Below are 21,434 nucleotides of genomic sequence, written 5' to 3'. Positions count from 1 at the left end.
GATGAAGTGTGTAACAATTACTAGTTCATACGTATGAGGAAAAGGGCTCAGATATGACAACCAAACGAAGTTTTACATTGAGAGCGGAAAATAAAAAAAGCTAGCGTGAGCCAGCTTTTTTATTAAAAAACTTTAGACCATAAGTTTGAGAAGAAATCACCAATAGAGCGCATTGTTAACACAAACCAATTTGCTTTTTCAACTTCCTCTGTCGTTTTTGCAGTAACTTTCATACTTTTACTACCGTCTAAGAAACCATATTTATCAGTTGATTCTAAAGTAATTGAGCCTACTTTGGCATCTTTCTTAATAGGAGCAACTAAATGTCCATCTTCAGCAAGAGATTTATCTAATTCAGTCCCAATTTTATAAGGTTCTTTGCTACCTTTTTTCGCAATTACTGTTATTTCTTTTTCGGGTGCAACAGTTACTTGGTCTTCTTTCCCTTTTACTACAGAGATTGTATTGTTCTTATTAACTTTTAGTTTTTGTTTTTCAAAGTTATTAAATCCATATTCGATTAATTCACGAGATTCTGTGAAACGTTCATCCATTGATTTTGTTTTAATAATAACCGAGATAAGACGTACATCACCACGTTTAGCAGTAATAGTAAATCCGTATCCAGCTGTATCAGAACTTCCAGTTTTTAAACCATCAGTACCTTCATAAGCGAAAGCAGCTCCTGGTAACATCCAATTCCAGTTTTCCATACGAATTGGTTTTGGGTGATTGTCTGGGAAGTTTCTAAATCTTTGTTTTGTATCCTCTAGCATTTCTGGATACTTTGTAATCATTGCTTTTGAAAGCATACCCATATCACGAGCTGACATAGAGTTTTCTGCATTTGGATCAGTACCCTCAGGATGTTTTCCTTTTAAGTCAGCGTTATTTAAGCCCGTAGCGTTTACAAATTTATATTTCTTTAATCCTAGCTTTTTAGCATGTTCATTTGCAAGATTTAAGAAGTTTTTCTCACTTCCTGCAAGAAGTTCTGCTAAAGCGATACTAGATCCATTTGCAGAGAATATAACAATAGAATGATATAATTCTTTTACAGTATATTGACGTCCTTTTTCGAACGGTACATTAGAGAATTCATTATTACGAGAGACTTCATAAGCGTAATCAGAAATATTTACTTTCGTATCCCATGTGATTTTTCCTTCTTTAATTGCTTCTAAAACAGCGTAAACAACAATTAATTTCGACATACTAGCAATAGCTAGCAATTCATCTGGATTTTGCTCGTGAAGTATTTTTCCTGTATCTGCATCAAATAAAAGTGCAGCGGCTGCCTCAATATGTATTTTTTCTTCCGCATGGGATGTTGTTACTCCTAAGGAAGAAATTGACAATACAAGCAATAGTAAAATAGACAAAATTTTTTTCATATAGATTATCACCTTCGCATCGTTATTTAGCATATAGCTCGTATCATTTTAGCATATCTTTACATATAAAAAGGTTACAATTTTACAATAAATTTGAAAAAATGTCGGTTTTTCTTCAAAAGTGCAGAAAAAAGGGGATTTTTGAGGATAAATATAAAGAAGAATAAAAAAAGGAACGAATTTCGTTCCTTTTCACCATTTATATGTGTAAAAATTTCTCTACTTTTTCGTCTGGTAAAATGTTTCCAACGAAGAATGTTCCAAATTCACCATAACGAGCACTTACTTCATCGAAGCGCATTTCATATATAAGTTTTTTAAATTGAAGAACATCGTCAGCGAATAATGTTACGCCCCATTCGAAATCGTCGAATCCAACAGATCCTGAAATCACTTGGCGTACTTTACCTGCGTATTGACGGCCAATTTTACTATGACTGTACATCATTTTTTTACGCTCTTCCATAGGAAGCATGTACCAGTTGTCATCACCTTGGCGACGCTTATCCATTGGATAGAAGCAAATATGATTTGCTTTCGGCAATTCAGGATATAAGCGAGCTAAAATTTGCGGGTTTTGGTATGGATCCTCATCAGCTGGAAGATAGTTGCTTAATTCAACAACAGATACGTAAGAATATGCAGGAACCATATATTCAGCTAAAGTTGTTTTATTCAATTCTGTCTCAATTTCATTTAACTCTTCCATTGTTGGACGTAAAATCATAAGCATAATATCAGCTTTTTGGCCAACAACTGTATACATTGCGTGACTACCTTTTTTCGCAGTAGCTACTTCGTTCCATTTTTCAACGACATTTAAAAATTCAGACACTGCTTGTCCGCGTTCGTCGCTAGATAATGTTTTCCATGCAGCCCAATCAATAGAACGTAAATCATGTAAACAATACCAGCCATCTAACGTTGTTGTTGCTTCACTCATTCTATTCACCTCAGTTAATGATAGTTTTACACGTTAACTATAGCATATATAGTTTTAAAATCATCTATATAAAACCTTGGCGCATAAAATTGTCACATTTAAGTGTTTAAGCAAGGTGAATTTAACGGCTGAATTTTATGAAAATATAATCATTTTTATTTTATCTATTTTTTGGGAGCTATAAGTTTAAAATATAGAAGAAAAGCAGTATTCTTAAAGATAGAGTTTTTTTAACATATGTAGGAGGGTTTATTCGTGAGCAACTTATTTACAACAGTAAAAGAAAAAGTTCAAGGAAAAGGCATTTCTATCGTACTTCCTGAAGGAACTGATGAAAGAATTTTAGGCGCTGCAGAGCGTTTAGCAAAAGAAGAGTTAGTAAAACCAATCTTAGTTGGTAATAGAGAAGAAATTAGCGCAAAAGCTGCTAGCATGAATTTAACATTAGCAGGCGTTGATATTTACGACCCAGCTACATACGAAGAAATGGATGCAATGGTAGCATCTTTCGTTGAACGCCGTAAAGGTAAAGCAACTGAAGAAGACGCTCGCAAAATCCTTAAAGACGAAAACTACTTCGGTACAATGCTTGTATACATGGGCAAAGCACACGGTTTAGTAAGTGGTGCAGCTCACTCTACAGCTGATACAGTTCGTCCAGCACTTCAAATTATTAAAACAAAACCAGGCGTTACAAAAACTTCTGGCGTATTCATCATGGTACGTGAAGAAGAGAAATATGTATTCGCTGATTGCGCAATTAACATTGCACCAAACAGCCAAGATTTAGCTGAAATCGGTATCGAAAGTGCGAAAACTGCTGAGTTATTCGGCATTGATCCACGCGTTGCTATGTTAAGCTTCTCTACAAAAGGTTCTGCGAAATCTCCAGAAACAGAAAAAGTTGTAGAAGCAACTCGCATTGCAAAAGAAATGGCTCCTGAGTTAACTTTAGATGGAGAATTCCAATTCGATGCTGCATTCGTACCATCTGTAGCTGAGAAAAAAGCTCCAGGTTCTACAATTAAAGGTGATGCTAACGTATTCGTATTCCCAAGCTTAGAAGCTGGTAATATCGGCTACAAAATCGCTCAACGTTTAGGTAACTTCGAAGCAGTAGGACCAATCTTACAAGGCTTAAACATGCCTGTAAATGACCTATCTCGTGGATGTAACGAGGAAGAAGTGTACAAGTTAGCTTTAATTACAGCAGCTCAAGCACTTTAATTCTATAATGAATTGAAATAAAGACCGTCGCTATTATAGCGACGGTCTTTATTTTTCTAAACCAAGTGCTTTATTATTACGATCAATAATACGTTGTAAATTCGTCTCATATAAAGGAATCTCATCTATTGTTAATTGAGATGGTGTTAACTTTGGAGCGAATTGTTGCAATGTTTTTAAAAGACGCATCATTAAATCTTGTACTGTAATGGTTTCACCAAGTAATTCTGAGAGTGAGGCCATCGTACTTGGTACAATTTCAGGGTACGTAAAGCGTGTTTCTTCCCCTTGAATTGCTAGGTTGTAGAAATCACGAACGAGTGCGGCACGCTCAGAGCCACTTCCGGTAGCGCAGAGATAGATTTGGACAGCGACACCTCCGCGAATACGACGTTGTGAAATACCAGCGAATTTTTGATTGCGAATACTTAAGTCATAACTACCAGGACAGTAAGAGCCGACAATTTCTTTTGCCTCGATAGTAACGTCGTAATCCTTTAACATCTCCTTAATCAAATGCCACATTGTATCGTATCCAAGGTCAATATCGATACCTTTTTCTGTTTCTTGGAATAAAAGTGATACGTTTAAAACACCTTCATCAAGCACGACCGCAAGCCCGCCAGAATTACGGACAATAACATTGAAGTTGTTTTGTTTTAAAAAAGAAATACCTTCTTCTAAATGCGGAAGGCGTGAATCTTGAATGCCAAGGACAATTGTATTGTGATGAACCCATGAACGCATTGTTGCCGCTGACTTGCCATTTCCAATGCTTGTGCATAATGTGTCATCCATTGCGAATGACTGAAGTGCATGGAATGTTGGTCCTAAACTAGATTGATCTACAATGCGCCACTCTGGCTGAGATAAAATGGAACGGGAATTGCTCATATAACTAACCCCTTATCTTTAAAATGACAATCTCTATTATAGCAAAAAATGAAGAATGGAGTTTTCTCACATATAAAGGGGGAGCTTATAGGTGAAATAATAAAAAGGATGCATTACATGCATCCTTTTTATTCTGCAATTTTTTCTAAATTACCGTTTCGGTCCATTCGGAAAGATGTTTGAGGACGTTCTTCGTCATCCATGACTGCCAATTTACGAGCTCGGTTCATAATGTTCATAAGTGTTTCGTAATCTTCTTGTACAGTATGAGATTGCTTTTCTAATTTTTCTAGTTTCTTTTCTAGTTCCTCATTCCGAAGGATTTGTGCTTTAATTTCTTGTTTCAATCTCGTATTCTCGTTTTCAAGAGCTGTCACTTTTATATTTGAAGATCCGACTGTTTGTAAAAAATAAATAACATCTTGCATTGTCATAGAGCTTCTTGCAGCAGGAGCAGTAGATTCTTGATATGGAATAGCTTCTTTATATTGTACGATTGATTCTTCTTGTACTAATTCTTCATAATCAGTTATTGAATCTGAAGCTGGTGGTGTATAAAGTAAACGTTTTTTCGCTTGTTCACCGCTTGCAGCACGCATTTTATCTTTACGATGTTTTTTTGCTAGTTGAAGAGCTTGTTCATAGCTATAGCGAACAACAGCATTCCAGCGGAAACCACAAGCAGCAGATGTACGATTTAACTGATCCCCTACTTCCTCAAATGCATTTAATTGCGTACTTCCTTCTCTAACATGACGAAGTACCGTTTCAGCAAGTAATAAATCATCCTCATCTGTCCAAGCATCTTGTCTTACTTTCATAGATTCAACTCCCTTTCTTTTTATGAACTTCCTATTTTTATAATGGGCAAAAAAATAAACTTTTATACAAAGCTTTTAAAAATATGGTAGATTTCGATGAAAGGTAAAAATTTTCCCATGAATGGTGAGCGCTTCTGTAGGAGAGCATATAAAATATGTAGCATTATGTAGAGAATAGGCTTTGTAGGGAAACTTGCAACGAGCTTCAAAGAGCGGTAAAATACCATTTAGTGTTTATTTTTAAACGTACTTGAGAAAAGTTTAAAATAGAGGAAGTGTTATATAATGGGAAACGAGTTTCGCGTGTGCGATGACTGTCAGGCAACGAACGTTAAAACGTTAGTTCCGAAGTTAAAAAAAGTAGATTCATGTGCAACGATTGAAGTTGGATGTCAGTCTTACTGTGGTCCTGGTCGTAAAAAATCATTCGCATTTGTAAATAACCGTCCAGTTGCGGCTCCAACAGAAGATGAGTTAATCGCAAAAATTGAAGCAAAGTTAAATAAGTAAGAAAAAGAAGAGTGAAAAGATTACTCTTCTTTTTTATGCCCATAAGAGGAATAATTTATTCTGCGAAAGTACTCTTGTGTGGACGAACGTTTTCTAAAGGATAGACACAACTTTTGTATTAAAATTCCAATTTGTATAAATTTATATTTCAAAATAATGGTTGACAGTCTTTTAAAGCGATAGGTAGAATAGAAGTGTCTGATTCTGATAATCATTATCAGGAAAATAACAATTCACCTAATTTTTTTATTACTATTTGAGAATAAATTTCATTTCAATAAATATATGTTGTTGGTTAGGATGGTTGAGGGATGGAAGCGAGCGCAAGCAGTATAGAACAGCAAGAAGAGAATGTTAAAGAGATTAAGAGCAGACCGCTCATCGCTTCTATTATTTTAGTAGCGGGTACAATTTTGTTAGCTTTAAGCATGGCAGTTTCTATTTCTTTTGGGGCTGCAGATATTAGTTTAAAGACTGTATGGCAAGCTGTATTTCAGTTTGATGGATCTATTACACATCATAACGTAATTCAAGAGCTTCGCATGCCTAGAGCAATAGGGGGCGTAGTTGCAGGTGCCTTTTTAGCGGTATCAGGAGCAATTATGCAAGGTATGACGCGAAATCCACTTGCTTCACCATCGTTAATGGGGATTACAGATGGAGCTGTATTTGGAATTGCAATTATGTATGCATTTTTCCCTAATTCACCTTATTTAATGTTTGTTATCGCATCTTTTATTGGAGCTGCGTTTGGTGCAAGCATTGTATATGGAATTGGATCTTCTTCACCAGGTGGATTAACACCTGTGAAATTAGCTTTAGCAGGTGCAGCTATTAGTGCTTTATTAGGGGCAATTTCATCTGGAATCGCATTGTATTTCAATCTTGCCCAAGAGGTGAGTATGTGGAATGCAGGCGGAGTCGCTGGAGTGAAATGGCAAAGTATTAATATGTTAGTGCCAATTGGCCTTGTTTGTCTTTTTATCGCAATTATGATGTCGAGATATATTACAATTTTGAGCTTCGGTGAAGAAATTGCAATTGGACTTGGTCAAAATACGACATTGATTAAATTTATCGGAACAGTACTTGTTCTTGTTTTAACGGGTTCCGCAGTTTCCATGGCAGGATCAGTTGGATTTGTTGGTCTTGTAATTCCGCATATGACTCGTTTCCTCGTAGGCTCGGACTATAGATGGGTTATTCCATGTTCTGCGGTCTTAGGTGGGCTGTTAATTGAATGTGCAGATATGTTATCTCGCGTTATTAACCCGCCATTTGAAACGCCAATTGGAGCAATTACAGCGCTAATTGGGGTTCCATTCTTCCTCTACTTAGCACGTAATGAAGGGAGAGGAAAGATGTGAGGACGAGTGTCTTAACAAAAAAGAACATTTCTATATTAACGATTTTAGTAGGACTAATCGTTTCTATATTTCTTATTAGTTTAAATACAGGAACTTTTAAAATCCCGCCAATGGACGTATTAAAGTCATTGGTTGGACTAGGGGCTGAAGATCAGTCTGTTATTTTATTTGAATTCCGTATGCCGCGTATGGTAATTGCTATACTAGTCGGATCTGCTTTAGCTATGTCAGGCGCGATTTTGCAAGGTTTATCACGAAATCCGCTTGCTGATCCAGGTATTATAGGTATTAATGCTGGAGCGGGATTAACAGTTGTTATATTCGTCTACTTCTTCTTTGGAAAAGTAGGGACTGGTACATTTTTATCTGTATTCATTCTTCCATTCTTCGCACTAGTTGGAGCGATATTAGCAGCGGTAATTATTTATTTACTAGCATGGAAAGACGGCGTTTCATCGACTCGATTAATACTAGTCGGTATTGCCGTTGCAGCTGGATTTGGAGCTGTTAGTTTAATTTTCTCTATGAAGATGACATCTAACGATTTTCGTTTTGCTACGATTTGGCTGGCGGGAAGTCTATGGGGTACAGATTGGAAATTCGTATTAAGTGTACTTCCATGGATGGTTATTTTCTTACCGCTTGCTATAAGTAAAGCACACATATTAAATGTAATGAACCTAGGCGATTCTACAGCAGTTGGCCTTGGTGTAAACGTAGAAAAAGAAAGACGTAAATTATTATTTATTGCAGTTTGTTTAGCAGGTGCATCTGTTGCTGTTGCGGGCGGAATTGGCTTTATCGGTTTAATGGCCCCGCATTTAGCAAGGCGCCTTGTTGGTGGTAAACATCAAATTATGTTGCCCACCGCTGCGCTAATAGGAACGTTTTTACTTTTATTCGCAGACGTAATTTCAAGAAGTGTATTAACAACTTCAGAAATACCAGTCGGTCTTGTTATTTCTGTAATTGGTGCACCATATTTCATTTATTTACTTATGAGGACAAAATAAAGGGAGGCTTTTCGTATGGCAACTTTAGCGGTGGATGCGGTATCTGTTGGCTATAATGAAGGTTTAATTATTGACGGGTTAACAGTTGAAATTCCGGAAGGGAAAATTACAACAATTATTGGACCAAATGGTTGTGGGAAGTCCACATTATTAAAAACGGCGTCTCGTATTTTGAAGGCAAAGCAAGGTACTGTTTATCTCGACGGAAAAGCAATTGAGAAACAGCCAACGAAAGAAATTGCAAAGAAAATGGCGATTTTACCACAAACTGCAGAAGTGCCAACGGGTCTTACTGTATTTGAGCTTGTGTCATATGGAAGATTCCCTCATCAAAAAGGGTTTGGCACGTTGAAAGAAGAGGATTATCGCTACATTAACTGGGCACTTGAAGTGACAGGAATGAAAGAATTTGCGAATCGTCCAGCAGAAGCGCTATCAGGTGGCCAACGTCAACGTGTTTGGATCGCAATGGCTCTTGCACAAGGAACAGAATTACTTGTATTGGATGAACCAACAACGTACTTAGATATGGCTCATCAATTAGAAGTATTAAACTTATTGAAAAAGTTAAATGAAGAAGAAGGTAGAACGATTGTTATGGTTATCCATGACTTAAACCACGCTTCTCGTTTCTCTGATCATATGATTGCATTAAAAGCAGGTAAGTTAATGAAACAAGGAACGCCAGATGAAGTTATGACAAGTGAAACACTTCGCAGTGTATTTGAGATTGAAGCTCAAATCGTTCCATGTCCAGTAAACTGTAAGCCAATTTGTTTAACATATGATTTAGCGATGATTAGTAATCAATTGCGTAAAAAAGCATAAGTAGAACCCCCTCGTAAAGAGGGGGGGGCTTCTAATGGACGTTGAGCTTCTTATATATGAATGGGAAGTTGAACGCCCGTTAGAATGGGTTATTAACAACAGTTAATAAATATATATTAATTAATTGTTATCTTTGTTTCTTATAGTTCATTGTAACTTATAAGATAAATACAGCTAGAAGGAGTGGGAACATGAAGAATTTTAAAATGGCACTATTAGCAATGGTACTAGTTGTGACTTCTGTACTATTTGCAGCTTGTTCTAACAAAGAAGAAGAAAAGAAAGCAGATGCAAAGACTGAAGAGCGCACTGTAAAACATGCAAAAGGGGAAATTAAAATTCCTGCAAACCCAAAGAAAATTGCTGACCTTAGTGGTTCAACAGAAGAATTATTAATTTTCGGTATGAAACCGGTTATTACTGCTAATACATCTCAAGAAAAAATTGATGCACATATTGAAAAGAAACTAAAAGACGTTAAACCAGTTGGTTCTGCTTGGGGCGATAAAATTAACATTGAAGCAGTAGCTGCTGCAAAACCAGATTTAATTCTTGTAAATAATCGCCAAGAAAAGATTTATGATCAATTATCTAAAATTGCACCAACAGTTATGTTAAACACTCCATTAGATCAATGGCGTCCAAAATTCGAAGAAGTAGGTCAAATCTTCGGTAAAGAAAAAGAAACAAAAGAATGGTTCAAAAAGTATGATGAAAAAGCAAGCAAATTACATGACAAAATCGTCGCTAAAACTGGTGAAGCAACATTTATGAAAATGGCTGCATATCCAAATGCTTTCCGCGTATATGGTGATTACGGTTACGGTAGCGTAATCTTTAATGATTTAAAACTACCAGCAGTTAAAGGTACACCAACTGATAAACCGTTAGTACAAGTACAAAAAGAAGCTTTAATCGATTACAACCCAGATTACTTATTCGTATTTACAACTGGTGACGGTTCTCAGCGCTTAAAAGAATTCCAAGAAGAATCAATTTGGAAAAACATGAACGCTGTTAAAAATAACCACGTATTTACAATTAAAAATGAAGACTTAAACAAAGGTTACTTCCCACTAGGGAAAGATATGATCTTAGACGAAGTTGCTGAATTCGTTTTAGGTAAATAATGTATAAAGGAAATCACTTTTACTTCGGTAAAGGTGATTTTTTCTTTTTATAAAGGGAATTAATACAGTCTTTCATTTCTTTCTGTTTCTCATTTCGTTTATAATATAAAGTAAGAATGTAGTAAAGAAAGGGGGATGTCGGAAAGTGGTATATTTAAACGACAAACTCAGCGAAACAAAAGTGTTTAAAGACCCAGTACATAAATATGTGCACGTGCGTGATCGTGTTATTTGGGATTTAATCGGAACGAAAGAATTTCAACGCTTGCGCCGTATTAAGCAGCTTGGAACGACATTTTTTACATTTCACGGTGCAGAGCATAGTCGCTTTACTCATTCGTTAGGTGTATACGAAATTATTCGTCGTATGATTGATGATGTGTTTGATGGCAGACCAAATTGGAATGCTGAAGATAGATTGTTATGTTTATGTGCGGCATTACTTCATGATGTCGGTCACGGCCCATTTTCTCACTCGTTTGAAAAAGTATTTTCATTAGATCATGAGAAATTTACGCAAAAGATTATCGTAGGCGATACGGAGATTAATGATGTATTAAGTCGTGTTGATAAGGAGTTTCCACAAAAGGTAGCAGATGTAATTGCAAAAACATCTACTAATAAATTAGCGATTAGTATGATTTCGAGCCAAATTGATGCGGATCGTATGGATTATTTATTAAGAGATGCTTATTTTACAGGCGTAAAGTACGGAAACTTCGATATGGAACGTATACTGCGTGTAATGCGTCCGTATGGGAATCAAGTAGTCATTAAAAATAGTGGTATGCATGCTGTTGAGCATTACATTATGAGTCGTTATCAAATGTATTGGCAAGTATATTTCCACCCGGTAACGCGAAGTGCAGAAGTTATTTTAACGAAGATTTTACACCGTGCGAAATCACTGCACGAGAAGTATTATACATTTAAAAATCATCCTGTTCATTTCTATTCTTTATTTGAAGAAGAAGTAACAGTAGAGGATTATTTAAAGTTAGACGAGAACGTTATGTATTACTACTTCCAAGTATGGCAGGAAGAAGAAGATCCAATTTTAAGCGATTTATGCCGCCGTTTTATGAATCGAAATCTATTTAAATATGTAGAGTTTACAGATAAACACGGTTTAGATAATTGGATGGAATTAAGTAGTTTATTTAAAAAGATTGGACTTGATCCGGAGTATTATTTAGTAGTTGATTCAACATCAGACTTACCGTATGACTTTTATCGTGCAGGAGAAGAAGAAGAGCGTCTACCAATCCTACTTCTTATGCCAAACGGAGAGCTTAGAGAGCTTTCACGTGAGTCGGATATTGTTGAGGCGATTACAGGTAAGAAAAGAACGGATCAAAAGCTATTCTATCCACATGATTTAATCTATGAAGATGGAAGAAAAGGAAAATATAAAGAGAGAATTATTGAGTTGTTAGAAGGAAAGAAATAAGAAGCAGCTAATGGCTGCTTCTTATGAAAAAACTTGAAATTATTTGTCGCTTAAGCGTTTTCCGCCAACTGCATAATGGTTTTTAGACATTTCTTCGATGAAAACAACAATGTTTTCTTCAGGAGCACCAGTTGTTTCGCTTACTGCTGCTGTTACTTTCTCAGCAAGAGCTTTCTTTTGTTCTTCTGTGCGTCCTTCTAGCATTTTCACTGTTACGTATGGCATGTACAATCGCTCCTTTTATGTAAGTTACACTCTTATTATAGCGGATTATGGGGAAGAACAATCGAAAAAACAAATAATTTCTTTTTTTGACATATGGAAGAGGAGATGAAGCATGGATCAGTTATTTAGATACCCGTTGCACCAAATTCCTTTGGTAGCAATGGCCATTATTATCGCATTATCAGTTCATGAATTTGCACATGCATATGTAGCATATAAATTTGGAGACGATACAGCAAAGAGACAAGGCCGTTTAACGTTATCACCGATGGCACACTTAGATCCTATAGGTTTGATTGCAGTATTAATTCTTGGATTCGGTTGGGCAAGACCGGTTCCTGTTAACCCATATAACTTTAAAAGACCGCGTCTTGCAGGTATATTAGTTTCAATTGCAGGGCCGATTAGTAACTTAATTTTAAGCGCAATTGGTTTAATTATTTGGTATAGCTTAGTAAAATTTGGTGTATTATACTCAATTCCATCTGCAGTAGCAGATACGTTAGCTCAATTTTTCCAGATTTTTATTATGCTGAATATCGTTTTACTTGTATTTAACTTATTACCGATTCCGCCACTTGATGGGTATCGAGTTGTGGAAGATTTAGCGCCAGCAAATATTCGCGCGAAAATGACACAGTATGAAAAATACGGGGCAATTGCGTTATTAATTCTCGTTATTACACCGCTTAGTAATTACACAATTCAACCTATTTTCCAGGTAGTTATTCCGCATGTATTTGTATTTTTAGATAGCATCATTGCGCCTATTTTTGGCCTTTTATAATTTTTAAGTGAGGAGGATTTTACATATGACAGAGAAAAAGAAAAAAATCGGTTTTAATATCGTGAAAAATGATTCAACAGATGGACATGGTGGATTTGGTGTTGGGGCATTAAGCTTAGAAAACATTTCACCTGTATTTGTTGATGTACTAGAGAAAACTGCATTCGTTGATATTGGTGCGATGCACGCGCGTAGTACAGTAGAAAAAGGTATTAAGTTTTTAACAAATAAAGATGAAGTTCCAAACGGAAAACCATTTTGGCTTGTTTGGGTAACGATTGAAAGAACTGCGACAGGTGCGTATTATGCAGGTGTAACAGCTTGTGAAATGACAGTAGACCGTGAAATTCGCCGCGGATATAAATCACTTCCAGAGCACGTAAATAAAATGGATAAATCATTGAAGCGTCACATTATGGTTGACCATATGGATGAATCATCTAAAAAGGTACTTGGTACGTTCTTGAAAGAACATAATGAAGCTATTTGGAACGAATCTAGTGAAGAATTGCGCCGTGCATTATTAAGTGAATAAAAAATAGCTGACGGATGCCCGTCAGCTATTTTTTTTACCAAGGAAGATATTTTTTCCACCAACTTGTTTTTTTCTTTTCTTCAGTCGTTTTTTCAAATTCTTCTTTATCATCGACGTGATCCATACAATATTCAGTCGGTTCGGTACCTTTAGCGAAATACATTTTCACAGAAATAGGACAATTTTTTGTAGCAATTTTACCGTTCTCTGGATTGATATTAACCGCTACGACGTCACTTGGTTGTTTAAATTCTTTTTTAGGCTGTCCATCTAAGCCCTTCTCCATCGTATCAGTCCATATTTTCTTGGCATACCCTTGTTCTGCTACGTTTGAAATAGATTTAGGTTGATCATATCCGATCCATACACCTGTTACGATTTGCGGAGTAAATCCGATCATCCAACTATCCGTTTCAGTAGAACCGGATTTTCCTGCATATGTTCTTGATAATTTTGATAACATCGATTGGCCAGTTACAGCAGCATAACTGCTTAGTTTCTTATTAAACATACCAGTCATCATTTCTTCCATTACAAACGCTTTGCTCTTGTCGAGAACTTGTTTACTCTCTAAATGAGCATCGTATAATATATTTCCTTCATGATCCATAATGCGGCGAATGAAAGTAGGTTTTACTTCTTTTCCACCGTTTGCGAACATGCTATAAGCGTTAACCATTTCAATTGGTTTTACTGGTGACGTACCGAGAGCTAGAGAAGGCACATCTTTTAATGCACTTTTAATTCCAAATTGTTTCGCTGTTTTTGCAAGCGCGTCATCGCCTAAAAACAAATTCGTTTTCACAGCATAAATGTTATCAGAGACTGCGAGAGCTTGTGCCATCGTTACGAAATCATCTGCATAATAATCTTTATAGTTCTTCGGTTTATACTTTGAAACGCCGTCACCTAAGGTGAATACAGTATATTCGCTTTTTAAGCGCGTAGCAGGCGTGAATCCTCGTTCTAATGCCGCATAATATAGAAATGGCTTAAATGTAGAACCAGGCTGACGAATGGCTTGTGTAGCCCTGTTAAATTGACTCGTAGTATAATCAGTTCCACCAACAAGAGCAGCCACTTCACCTGTCTTTGGATTCATAGAGACGAGAGCAGTTTGTATGTTTGTTGTGTCAGGTATGTGATCTTTTACAGCTTGTTCTGCTACAGCTTGTAGTTTAGGGTCTAGCGTTGTATAAATTCGCAAGCCACCCCGTTGTAAAGCTTGTTCGTCTAATCCAACATCACGAAGGAGCGAAGCTTGTACAGCATCTTGGAAATATGGTGCGACCTCTGCTACTTTTTTCGTATCTAATGAGGCAAAAGTTAGTGGCTCTTTCTTCGCTAAGGCTGCTTGTTGCTTCGTAATATATCCTTGTTCTACCATTTCATCTAATATGAGAGCTTGTCGTCCTTTCGCACGATCCTCTTTCAAAAAGGGAGAATAGACACTTGGCCCTTTCGGGATACCTGCGAGCATACTAGCTTCTGCTAATGTTAACTCTTTTGCCGTTTTATCGAAATATAGACGGGATGCAGCTTCGATGCCATAAGCGCCATGTCCGTAATAAATTGTATTTAAATATCCTTCTAAAATATGATTTTTATTATAATTCACCTCAAGGCGAATTGTGTACATTGCTTCTAATAGTTTACGTTTCCACGTTTTATCATGATCTAAGTAAAGGTTACGAGCATACTGTTGTGTAATCGTACTAGCACCTTGGACTTTTGCCATTGCTTTTAAATCGGCAACAATGGCACCAGCAATACGTTTCATATCAAAGCCATGATGTTTGTAGAATCGTTGATCTTCAATAGATAGTGTCGCCTCTTTTACATAAGGTGAAATTTCATTAAGAGATACATTGTAACGTTTTTGCATTTCATTACTTTGTCCTATAACAGTGTCATCATTTGCGTAAAAGACGCTTGTTTGCGGGACCGCAACAGGAGGAGGTCCCATAATTTTTGCAACTATAATAATAACAAAAAAAGAAAAAACGAAGAAAAGGACGCAAGAAAACATTGCGGTGAAGAAAAGACGTTTATATTTTTTAAGTTTTGGATTTATAGTTTGATCCATCTTTTTTCAGCCCCTCATTAATACAAGCGTTATTGTATTAGTATTGAGGGTTTTCATTTATTTTAAACAATGAAATTTCGAAAATAAAAAAGCCCCTTCCATTAAGAAAGGAGCTCAAAGGCACGTGCTGGCCAATCGGTAATGATGACATCTACACCATAATCAATCATAGTTTGTAAATCTTTGTATTCATTAATTGTATATGGACGGAAAACATACCCTTGCTCTTGTGCTGACTGCACAAATTCTTTCGTTAATAACTGGAAGTTTGGATGTAATCCATTTGCTTCTCTATGTTTTGCTTCGGCAATTGGATCAGAAAGTGGTGTATCATATAAAATTGCTCTTGGGATTTCAGGAGCAATTTCTGCTAATAATGAAACAGAGTCATGGTTAAATGATGAAAATACAATTTGATTAGAAAGATGATATTCACGCACAAGTGCAACAGCTTTTTCCTCAATATTTGGGTAATGAATAACATCTGTCTTTAATTCAATATTTAGTTGTAAGTTCGTTGTGGAAAGCCAAATGAAAACCTCACGCAACGTTGGGATTTTTGCTTCATGGAAAGAAGGGTCTTTATAGCTACCAGCGTCCAATGATTGTAGTTCCTCTACCGTTTTTTCCGAAACAAGTCCAACGCCATTTGTTGTACGATCGACGGTTTCATCGTGAATTACGACAAGTTCACTATCTTTTGATAAGTGGACATCGAGTTCAATTCCGTGAGCACCAATGCGTTCTGCTTCTTGGAAGGCAATCATCGTATTTTCGGGATGTGTTCCTTTTACTCCGCGGTGAGCGAAAATAAGTGGTTTACTCATGTGAAATTCTCCTTATTATCTCTTTTCTTTCATTATGAAACTGCTTTAGGGAAAATACAATTGAATATGACAAACATTTACAAAAGTCTAACAGTTGCACAAAAGTTAACGTTAACGTAAAATGTAATAATCAAGTGAAGGGAGGAATAAACATGTATAAAATTGATGAAGTAACAAAGCAAGTTGGTTTGACAAAACGTACACTTCGTTATTATGAGGAAATTGGTTTAATTCATCCCCCTGAACGTAGTGAGGGGAACATTCGCCTGTATACAGACGGGGATATCGCCAGAATTAAAAAAATTGTGGAAGCGAAAGAAGTGTTAGGAATTACGCTTCAAGAGATGCAGCATTTTTTATCGTTAAAAGAAAGAATGGAGCAAAGAAGAAATAGCGAAAACCCTCGTGATCGTGAAGTGATTCAAGAAATTAAAGATATGCTTGAAAAACAAGTGGAAACGCTAGACGAAAAAATGGAGCAAATGCAACGTGTAAAGGCAGAACTAGAAGATAGTTTACATCGTGCAGTAACATTTTTAGAGAACACAAAAGGAGAGTAATCAAAATGGAGAGCAAACAAAAACTAGGGAGATTGATTACAGTGGTGGCTACCTTCCTTGCCTTTTCGGGTATAGGGGTAGTTGACCCAATTTTGCCAATTATTGCTGAGAAAATCGGTGCAACGCATTGGCAAGTTGAAATGTTATTTACCGCTTATATTTTAACGATGGCAATCATGATGTTACCAGCTGGTATATTTGCATCGAGATTTGGTGATAAACGGATGATGACAATCGGTCTTGCGATTGTGACTGTATTTGCGTTTATATGCGGTATATCGCAAACGATTGCTCAATTATCTCTTTTCCGCGCTGGATGGGGATTAGGAAATGCGATGTTTTTTGCTACAGCAATGACGCTATTAATAGCATTAAGTAAAGAAGTTCATGAAGCAGTAGGATTATACGAAGCAGCTATCGGTTTAGGCATGGCTGGCGGACCATTATTAGGCGGGATATTAGGTGGTCATTCTTGGCGTTATCCGTTTTTCGCGACAAGTATTTTAATTTTCTTAGCATTTATTTTAGTATTCTTTTTTGTAAAAGAACCGGAGCGAAAAGTGAAGCGTAAGGCTGCTGGGGTAGGAGAATTACTTAACCTGGTGAAGTATAAACCGTTTATGCAAGGTGCGATTTCAGGAATGTTATACTACTACGGATTTTTCGTTGTGTTAGCATATTCACCACTTATTATGCATTTATCAGCTATTCAATTAGGCTTTGTATTTTGCGGATGGGGGCTCGCGTTAGCTTACGGTTCTGCAATTTTAGCACATAAGCTAGAAGGGAAATATGAACCAAAAACATTATTAAAGGGTAGTTTACTCGTATTTGCGATTTTCTTAATTGCACTATTCTTTGTGAAAATTATGTGGTTACAAATTACTCTTATCGTTTTATCAGGATTGGCATCTGGCTTAAACAATGCATTATATACAAGTTATGTAATGGATATTTCACCTTATGAAAGATCTGTTACGTCAGGTGTTTATAACTTTGTTCGTTGGTTAGGTGGTGCGATTGCTCCAATTTTATCAGGAATTATCGGTCATACTGTTTCACCACAAAGTCCGTTTTTAGTAGGTGGAATTGTTGTGTTAGTTGGTTGTATTATGATCCTAATTCCAATTCGTAAACCAGTAGAAATAGAGACAAAAGCCCTTTCATAGGAAAGGGTTTTCTTTCCTTTTACGGTGCAAACCCTTTCCGCACATATGTTAGAACCCTCTGACTAAAATATATTTTCGGTATTTTTGTACTTTTAACTATACATTTTGGATGTTTTGTTTTATTTTTGTTAGGGGACATTAATGATGTCCCTATTATAAATTTGCATTGAAAGGCGTGATTGTACGATGGAACTATGGTTCACTGAAAAACAAACAAAACATTTTGGGATTACGGCGCGTATTAACCGCACATTACATACGGAGCAAACAGAATTCCAAAAACTTGATATGGTCGAAACGGAAGAGTTTGGAAACATGCTTATTTTAGATGGCATGGTTATGACAACAGAAAAAGATGAGTTCGTTTATCACGAAATGGTAGCACACGTACCTTTATTTACACATCCAAACCCTGAAAACGTATTAGTTGTTGGTGGCGGTGATGGTGGTGTTATTCGTGAAGTGTTAAAACACCCAAGTGTAAAGAAAGCAACTCTTGTTGAAATCGATGGAAAAGTAATTGAGTACTCTAAACAATACTTACCATCAATTGCAGGCGCATTAGATAATGAGCGTGTAGAAGTAAAAGTAGGAGACGGTTTCCTACATATCGCCGAAAGCGAAAATGAATACGATGTAATTATGGTAGATTCTACTGAGCCAGTAGGACCAGCAGTAAACCTATTTACAAAAGGCTTCTACGCTGGAATTTCAAAAGCGTTAAAAGAAGATGGTATTTTCGTTGCACAAACGGACAACCCTTGGTTTACACCAGAACTAATTACAACTGTGTTTAAAGACGTAAAAGAGATCTTCCCAATTACTCGTTTATACACAGCAAACATTCCAACTTACCCAAGTGGTCTTTGGACGTTCACAATTGGATCTAAAAAACATGATCCATTAGAAGTAAGTGAAGAGCGTTTCCACGAAATCGAAACGAAATACTACACAAAAGAATTACACAATGCAGCATTCGCATTACCGAAATTTGTTGGCGATTTAATTAAGTAAGAGAATTGTATCAAACAAATAAAGTGTAAGTAGCTCATTTAAGGTGTTTGTCCAGAAGACTTGAACATGCTAGATACTTACACTCCTGTAAAGAAAATCGTCTTCTTGTTATGAAACAGAAGACCCGGTAAATCGAGAAAGAGGAGCAATTCGCTCCAAATTTGAGAAATAGTGAAAGGTTGGGATACCTTAAGTTCCACATAAGGAGGAAAAGAATATGCGTTTTGATGAAGCTTATTCAGGTAAAGTATTTATTAAAAGTCATCCAAGTTTTGAAGAGTCAAAGGTAGTTATTTATGGGATGCCTATGGATTGGACAGTAAGTTACCGTCCGGGATCTCGTTTTGGCCCTGCACGTATTCGTGAAGTATCAATCGGTCTTGAAGAATATAGCCCGTATTTAGATCGTGAACTAGAAGAGGTAAAATATTTTGATGCGGGTGATATCCCATTACCATTCGGAAACGCACAACGCAGCTTAGACATGATTGAAGAGTATGTATCAAAACTTTTAGATGCCGATAAGTTTCCACTAGGTCTCGGCGGTGAGCACCTAGTGTCTTGGCCAATTTTTAAGGCAATGGCAAAAAAATATCCGGATTTAGCAATCATCCACATGGATGCTCATACTGATTTACGTGAATCGTATGAAGGGGAGCCTTTATCCCACTCTACACCAATTCGTAAAGTGTGTGATTTAATTGGTCCGGAAAACGTATATTCTTTCGGAATTCGTTCTGGAATGAAGGAAGAATTTGAATGGGCGAAAGAAGTAGGTATGAACTTATACAAATTTGACGTATTAGAACCGTTAAAAGAAGTATTACCGAAACTTGCTGGCCGCCCAGTCTATGTCACAATCGACATTGATGTATTAGACCCAGCTCACGCTCCAGGAACAGGAACGTTAGAAGCTGGCGGTATCACATCTAAAGAATTATTAGATTCCATCGTAGCAATTGCAAATTCAAATATAAATGTAGTTGGAGCAGACTTAGTAGAAGTAGCTCCAGTCTACGACCATAGTGATCAAACACCAGTCGCAGCAAGCAAATTCGTGCGGGAAATGCTGCTCGGTTGGGTGAAATAAAAGCGGAAGCGGCTCGCTCAGAATGTGAGGGGGATGGAGTTTCAGACGTAGAGGCGCTTTTTGCCTCGAAGGAAGAAGCGAAGCCACCGATCATTCTAGCCACTGCAGCTAGATAAAGTAAAAGTGAAGCCGACTGTTTAGACCCGGTGACTAAGGTTCTTTCCTGCAAAAGGTGCTTTTTACCTTTTGGCAGGGAAGGTTCTTAGACGCAAGGGTCTAGGAGGCGTAACTGGATAGTAATAAAAGCGGAGGCAGCTCGCTCAGAATCGCAGGTCATTGGAACGCTCGACCGAGAGTGTGAAATGGCTGGAGATTCTAGCCGCTGCAGCTAGATAAAGTAAGAGCCCTCTATATGATTAGAGGGCTCTTATTTTGTCGTTATGTGTCGGTAAGTCGATATATTAAAAAAATCGCTGATATAATTTGAGTTGCGCTGATATATTTAAAAAACCGTCGATATAATTTCATTTACCGTTACGCAACACAAAAAAAAGCTATTCTCAAACGATGGGAATAGCTTTTTTTCTTATGCAACCTTCTCTTCTGAAGTAACTCCGCGAATTTCATCAGCAGAGCGGATTGGATATTTACGGAACACAATAGATCCAATGTATCCGACAATAGTGGTAACGATTCCACATAGTACGGCAGCGATCGTTACTTTTATAACGTCATTAAATCCGAATAGGACAAGAAGACCTGGAATTGGTGATGCTGTTCCTGGTGCATTATTAACAAGCTGGAATAGCGATGTAATAATACCGGCAAGTGCACCGCCAACGAAATTTGTCATATAGATAGGAATTGGATTTGCTGAGACAACATCAGCTTGTGTTAAAGGCTCGATTGCTACAGCAATTGTATCTTTCTTTGAACAAATTTTTAATCGTTTAAAGAAAATAAAGTTCATCGGGGCTGAGGCGGCAACGGCAAGACTACCAATCGCCATTGGTAAACCTGTTAATCCAAGCATTGCAGTTAGTGCCATAGAACTTAGTGGAGAGGTAGAAATAACTGTTATTAATCCACCAAGCATAATACCCATAATGATAGGACTTTCTGTAGTTGCAACTGAAATCATAGAACCGATTTTACCGAGTGTTGCGTTAACAAGCGGATCCATAAGCATTGCCATTCCGCGTGAGATTGGTGCAGCGATAAATAGGATTGCTAAAAATTCCACGCCAGCTGGTAATTTCTTTTCGAGAAATTTCACGACGAAGGCACAAACGTATCCAGCGAAAAATCCTGGTAAAATACCGAATCCACTAGTAGCGATACCAATTAAAACAGCGTATACGGGGGAAACACCGATTGCTAATGCGACTAAAATCGCTGCTGCGACACCGCTCATACTACCGGAAGCTTCTCCTACTGATTGTAAAAAGTCATTATGAAACATTTCTCCACCTATATAACGGTGAAATGCTTCAATAAGAAAACTTGCAATTGCTGCATTAGCTAAAGCGCCCATCGCCTTCATTCCGTAAGGCGCACGGTAACTGAAAAGTGTAAATAGACAAAGTACAACAAGTAATAGTGCTAAACCTTGCAAGATAGCCAT

The 21,434-nt window shown here is 37.1% G+C and carries 21 protein-coding genes; 13 read left to right on the top strand and 8 right to left on the bottom strand.

Features of this window, described 5'->3' with window-relative positions:
* Positions 1-122: 122 nt before the first annotated feature.
* Together BHV55_RS26835 and hemQ are read right to left on the bottom strand one after the other, a co-directional pair.
* Complete coding sequence (locus BHV55_RS26835; RefSeq protein WP_000722867.1) at positions 123-1,394, bottom strand: serine hydrolase; 1,272 nt, start codon at positions 1,392-1,394, stop codon at positions 123-125.
* Positions 1,395-1,593: 199 nt separating this feature from the next.
* On the bottom strand, positions 1,594-2,337 hold the full coding sequence (gene hemQ / locus BHV55_RS26830; protein WP_001287595.1) for a hydrogen peroxide-dependent heme synthase: 744 nt from the start codon (positions 2,335-2,337) through the stop codon (positions 1,594-1,596).
* 255 nt (positions 2,338-2,592) lie between these two features.
* Here hemQ and pta point away from each other — a divergent pair, with 255 nt between their 5' ends.
* Positions 2,593-3,564: a phosphate acetyltransferase gene (pta, locus tag BHV55_RS26825; RefSeq protein WP_000067225.1), complete on the top strand. Its 972-nt coding sequence runs from the start codon at positions 2,593-2,595 to the stop codon at positions 3,562-3,564.
* Between the two features lie 48 nt (positions 3,565-3,612).
* Here pta and lipL read toward each other — a convergent pair whose 3' ends face one another.
* Positions 3,613-4,458 (bottom strand): octanoyl-[GcvH]:protein N-octanoyltransferase, encoded by an 846-nt coding sequence (gene lipL / locus BHV55_RS26820; RefSeq protein ID WP_070758264.1) that lies wholly within the window; start codon positions 4,456-4,458, stop codon positions 3,613-3,615.
* A 128-nt stretch (positions 4,459-4,586) separates the two neighbouring features.
* Positions 4,587-5,279 carry an RsfA family transcriptional regulator gene (locus tag BHV55_RS26815; RefSeq protein ID WP_000868357.1) on the bottom strand — a complete coding sequence of 231 codons (693 nt, stop codon included), beginning with the start codon at positions 5,277-5,279 and terminating at the stop codon, positions 4,587-4,589.
* Positions 5,280-5,564: 285 nt separating this feature from the next.
* Here BHV55_RS26815 and BHV55_RS26810 point away from each other — a divergent pair, with 285 nt between their 5' ends.
* The 6 genes from BHV55_RS26810 to BHV55_RS26785 all read left to right on the top strand — a co-directional run bounded on the left by BHV55_RS26810 (position 5,565) and on the right by BHV55_RS26785 (position 11,577).
* Positions 5,565-5,789: a YuzB family protein gene (locus BHV55_RS26810; RefSeq protein ID WP_000526078.1), complete on the top strand. Its 225-nt coding sequence runs from the start codon at positions 5,565-5,567 to the stop codon at positions 5,787-5,789.
* A 311-nt stretch (positions 5,790-6,100) separates the two neighbouring features.
* Positions 6,101-7,156: a FecCD family ABC transporter permease gene (locus BHV55_RS26805; protein ID WP_000388294.1), complete on the top strand. Its 1,056-nt coding sequence runs from the start codon at positions 6,101-6,103 to the stop codon at positions 7,154-7,156.
* A complete protein-coding gene (locus tag BHV55_RS26800; protein WP_001260757.1) occupies positions 7,153-8,169 on the top strand; it encodes a FecCD family ABC transporter permease in 1,017 nt (338 codons plus the stop codon). Before BHV55_RS26805 ends, BHV55_RS26800 begins: the two co-directional genes overlap by 4 nt.
* A gap of 15 nt (positions 8,170-8,184) precedes the next feature.
* A complete protein-coding gene (locus BHV55_RS26795) occupies positions 8,185-8,997 on the top strand; it encodes an ABC transporter ATP-binding protein (protein ID WP_000212069.1) in 813 nt (270 codons plus the stop codon).
* 191 nt (positions 8,998-9,188) lie between these two features.
* The gene (locus BHV55_RS26790) at positions 9,189-10,127 is read left to right on the top strand and encodes an ABC transporter substrate-binding protein (RefSeq protein ID WP_000787724.1); all 939 of its coding nucleotides are present in this window, start codon (positions 9,189-9,191) and stop codon (positions 10,125-10,127) included.
* A 145-nt stretch (positions 10,128-10,272) separates the two neighbouring features.
* Positions 10,273-11,577: an HD domain-containing protein gene (locus BHV55_RS26785; protein ID WP_000262730.1), complete on the top strand. Its 1,305-nt coding sequence runs from the start codon at positions 10,273-10,275 to the stop codon at positions 11,575-11,577.
* A gap of 39 nt (positions 11,578-11,616) precedes the next feature.
* Here BHV55_RS26785 and BHV55_RS26780 read toward each other — a convergent pair whose 3' ends face one another.
* Complete coding sequence (locus tag BHV55_RS26780; protein WP_001147171.1) at positions 11,617-11,802, bottom strand: 2-hydroxymuconate tautomerase; 186 nt, start codon at positions 11,800-11,802, stop codon at positions 11,617-11,619.
* 112 nt (positions 11,803-11,914) lie between these two features.
* Between BHV55_RS26780 and BHV55_RS26775 the strand changes: the two genes are divergently transcribed.
* Both BHV55_RS26775 and BHV55_RS26770 read left to right on the top strand, forming a co-directional pair.
* Positions 11,915-12,589 (top strand): site-2 protease family protein, encoded by a 675-nt coding sequence (locus BHV55_RS26775; RefSeq protein WP_000372455.1) that lies wholly within the window; start codon positions 11,915-11,917, stop codon positions 12,587-12,589.
* A gap of 25 nt (positions 12,590-12,614) precedes the next feature.
* Positions 12,615-13,124 carry a YwhD family protein gene (locus BHV55_RS26770; protein WP_000136678.1) on the top strand — a complete coding sequence of 170 codons (510 nt, stop codon included), beginning with the start codon at positions 12,615-12,617 and terminating at the stop codon, positions 13,122-13,124.
* A 34-nt stretch (positions 13,125-13,158) separates the two neighbouring features.
* Here the strand turns inward: BHV55_RS26770 and BHV55_RS26765 are convergent, their stop codons facing one another.
* Entirely contained in the window at positions 13,159-15,210 is a 2,052-nt protein-coding gene (locus BHV55_RS26765) for a transglycosylase domain-containing protein (protein ID WP_070758262.1), read from the bottom strand.
* A 101-nt stretch (positions 15,211-15,311) separates the two neighbouring features.
* A complete protein-coding gene (locus BHV55_RS26760) occupies positions 15,312-16,037 on the bottom strand; it encodes a glycerophosphodiester phosphodiesterase (protein ID WP_065702767.1) in 726 nt (241 codons plus the stop codon).
* Between the two features lie 152 nt (positions 16,038-16,189).
* On the opposite strand from BHV55_RS26760, the gene BHV55_RS26755 reads away from it, so the two are divergent.
* The 4 genes from BHV55_RS26755 (at position 16,190) to speB (ending at position 19,870) form a co-directional block, all read left to right on the top strand.
* Positions 16,190-16,597: a MerR family transcriptional regulator gene (locus tag BHV55_RS26755; RefSeq protein ID WP_000276578.1), complete on the top strand. Its 408-nt coding sequence runs from the start codon at positions 16,190-16,192 to the stop codon at positions 16,595-16,597.
* A gap of 5 nt (positions 16,598-16,602) precedes the next feature.
* Positions 16,603-17,766: an MFS transporter gene (locus BHV55_RS26750; RefSeq protein ID WP_000444233.1), complete on the top strand. Its 1,164-nt coding sequence runs from the start codon at positions 16,603-16,605 to the stop codon at positions 17,764-17,766.
* A 186-nt stretch (positions 17,767-17,952) separates the two neighbouring features.
* On the top strand, positions 17,953-18,780 hold the full coding sequence (speE, locus tag BHV55_RS26745; protein WP_000424696.1) for a polyamine aminopropyltransferase: 828 nt from the start codon (positions 17,953-17,955) through the stop codon (positions 18,778-18,780).
* A gap of 217 nt (positions 18,781-18,997) precedes the next feature.
* On the top strand, positions 18,998-19,870 hold the full coding sequence (speB, locus tag BHV55_RS26740; RefSeq protein WP_001209831.1) for an agmatinase: 873 nt from the start codon (positions 18,998-19,000) through the stop codon (positions 19,868-19,870).
* Positions 19,871-20,396: 526 nt separating this feature from the next.
* Here speB and BHV55_RS26735 read toward each other — a convergent pair.
* Positions 20,397-21,434, bottom strand: coding sequence for a PTS sugar transporter subunit IIC (locus BHV55_RS26735; protein WP_000996328.1), 1,038 nt, complete (start codon positions 21,432-21,434; stop codon positions 20,397-20,399).

Origin of the sequence: Bacillus sp. RZ2MS9, assembly GCF_001816185.2 — a bacterium.
Lineage (GTDB): Bacteria > Bacillota > Bacilli > Bacillales > Bacillaceae_G > Bacillus_A > Bacillus_A cereus.
The sequence above is the reverse complement of the archived record's forward strand: the minus strand, read 5'-3'. Positions and strand labels throughout refer to the sequence as shown.

Bases quoted from the DNA above. Each gene is read 5' to 3' on its own strand.
- BHV55_RS26835 (WP_000722867.1), bottom strand. From the start codon at position 1,394: ATGAAAAAAATTTTGTCTATTTTACTATTGCTTGTATTGTCAATTTCT.
- hemQ (WP_001287595.1), bottom strand. From the start codon at position 2,337: ATGAGTGAAGCAACAACAACGTTAGATGGCTGGTATTGTTTACATGAT.
- lipL (WP_070758264.1), bottom strand. From the start codon at position 4,458: ATGAGCAATTCCCGTTCCATTTTATCTCAGCCAGAGTGGCGCATTGTA.
- BHV55_RS26815 (WP_000868357.1), bottom strand. From the start codon at position 5,279: ATGAAAGTAAGACAAGATGCTTGGACAGATGAGGATGATTTATTACTT.
- BHV55_RS26810 (WP_000526078.1), top strand. From the start codon at position 5,565: ATGGGAAACGAGTTTCGCGTGTGCGATGACTGTCAGGCAACGAACGTT.
- BHV55_RS26805 (WP_000388294.1), top strand. From the start codon at position 6,101: ATGGAAGCGAGCGCAAGCAGTATAGAACAGCAAGAAGAGAATGTTAAA.
- BHV55_RS26795 (WP_000212069.1), top strand. From the start codon at position 8,185: ATGGCAACTTTAGCGGTGGATGCGGTATCTGTTGGCTATAATGAAGGT.
- BHV55_RS26790 (WP_000787724.1), top strand. From the start codon at position 9,189: ATGAAGAATTTTAAAATGGCACTATTAGCAATGGTACTAGTTGTGACT.
- BHV55_RS26780 (WP_001147171.1), bottom strand. From the start codon at position 11,802: ATGCCATACGTAACAGTGAAAATGCTAGAAGGACGCACAGAAGAACAA.
- BHV55_RS26775 (WP_000372455.1), top strand. From the start codon at position 11,915: ATGGATCAGTTATTTAGATACCCGTTGCACCAAATTCCTTTGGTAGCA.
- BHV55_RS26770 (WP_000136678.1), top strand. From the start codon at position 12,615: ATGACAGAGAAAAAGAAAAAAATCGGTTTTAATATCGTGAAAAATGAT.
- BHV55_RS26765 (WP_070758262.1), bottom strand. From the start codon at position 15,210: ATGGATCAAACTATAAATCCAAAACTTAAAAAATATAAACGTCTTTTC.
- BHV55_RS26760 (WP_065702767.1), bottom strand. From the start codon at position 16,037: ATGAGTAAACCACTTATTTTCGCTCACCGCGGAGTAAAAGGAACACAT.
- BHV55_RS26755 (WP_000276578.1), top strand. From the start codon at position 16,190: ATGTATAAAATTGATGAAGTAACAAAGCAAGTTGGTTTGACAAAACGT.
- BHV55_RS26750 (WP_000444233.1), top strand. From the start codon at position 16,603: ATGGAGAGCAAACAAAAACTAGGGAGATTGATTACAGTGGTGGCTACC.
- speE (WP_000424696.1), top strand. From the start codon at position 17,953: ATGGAACTATGGTTCACTGAAAAACAAACAAAACATTTTGGGATTACG.
- speB (WP_001209831.1), top strand. From the start codon at position 18,998: ATGCGTTTTGATGAAGCTTATTCAGGTAAAGTATTTATTAAAAGTCAT.
- BHV55_RS26735 (WP_000996328.1), bottom strand. From the start codon at position 21,434: ATGGCTATCTTGCAAGGTTTAGCACTATTACTTGTTGTACTTTGTCTA.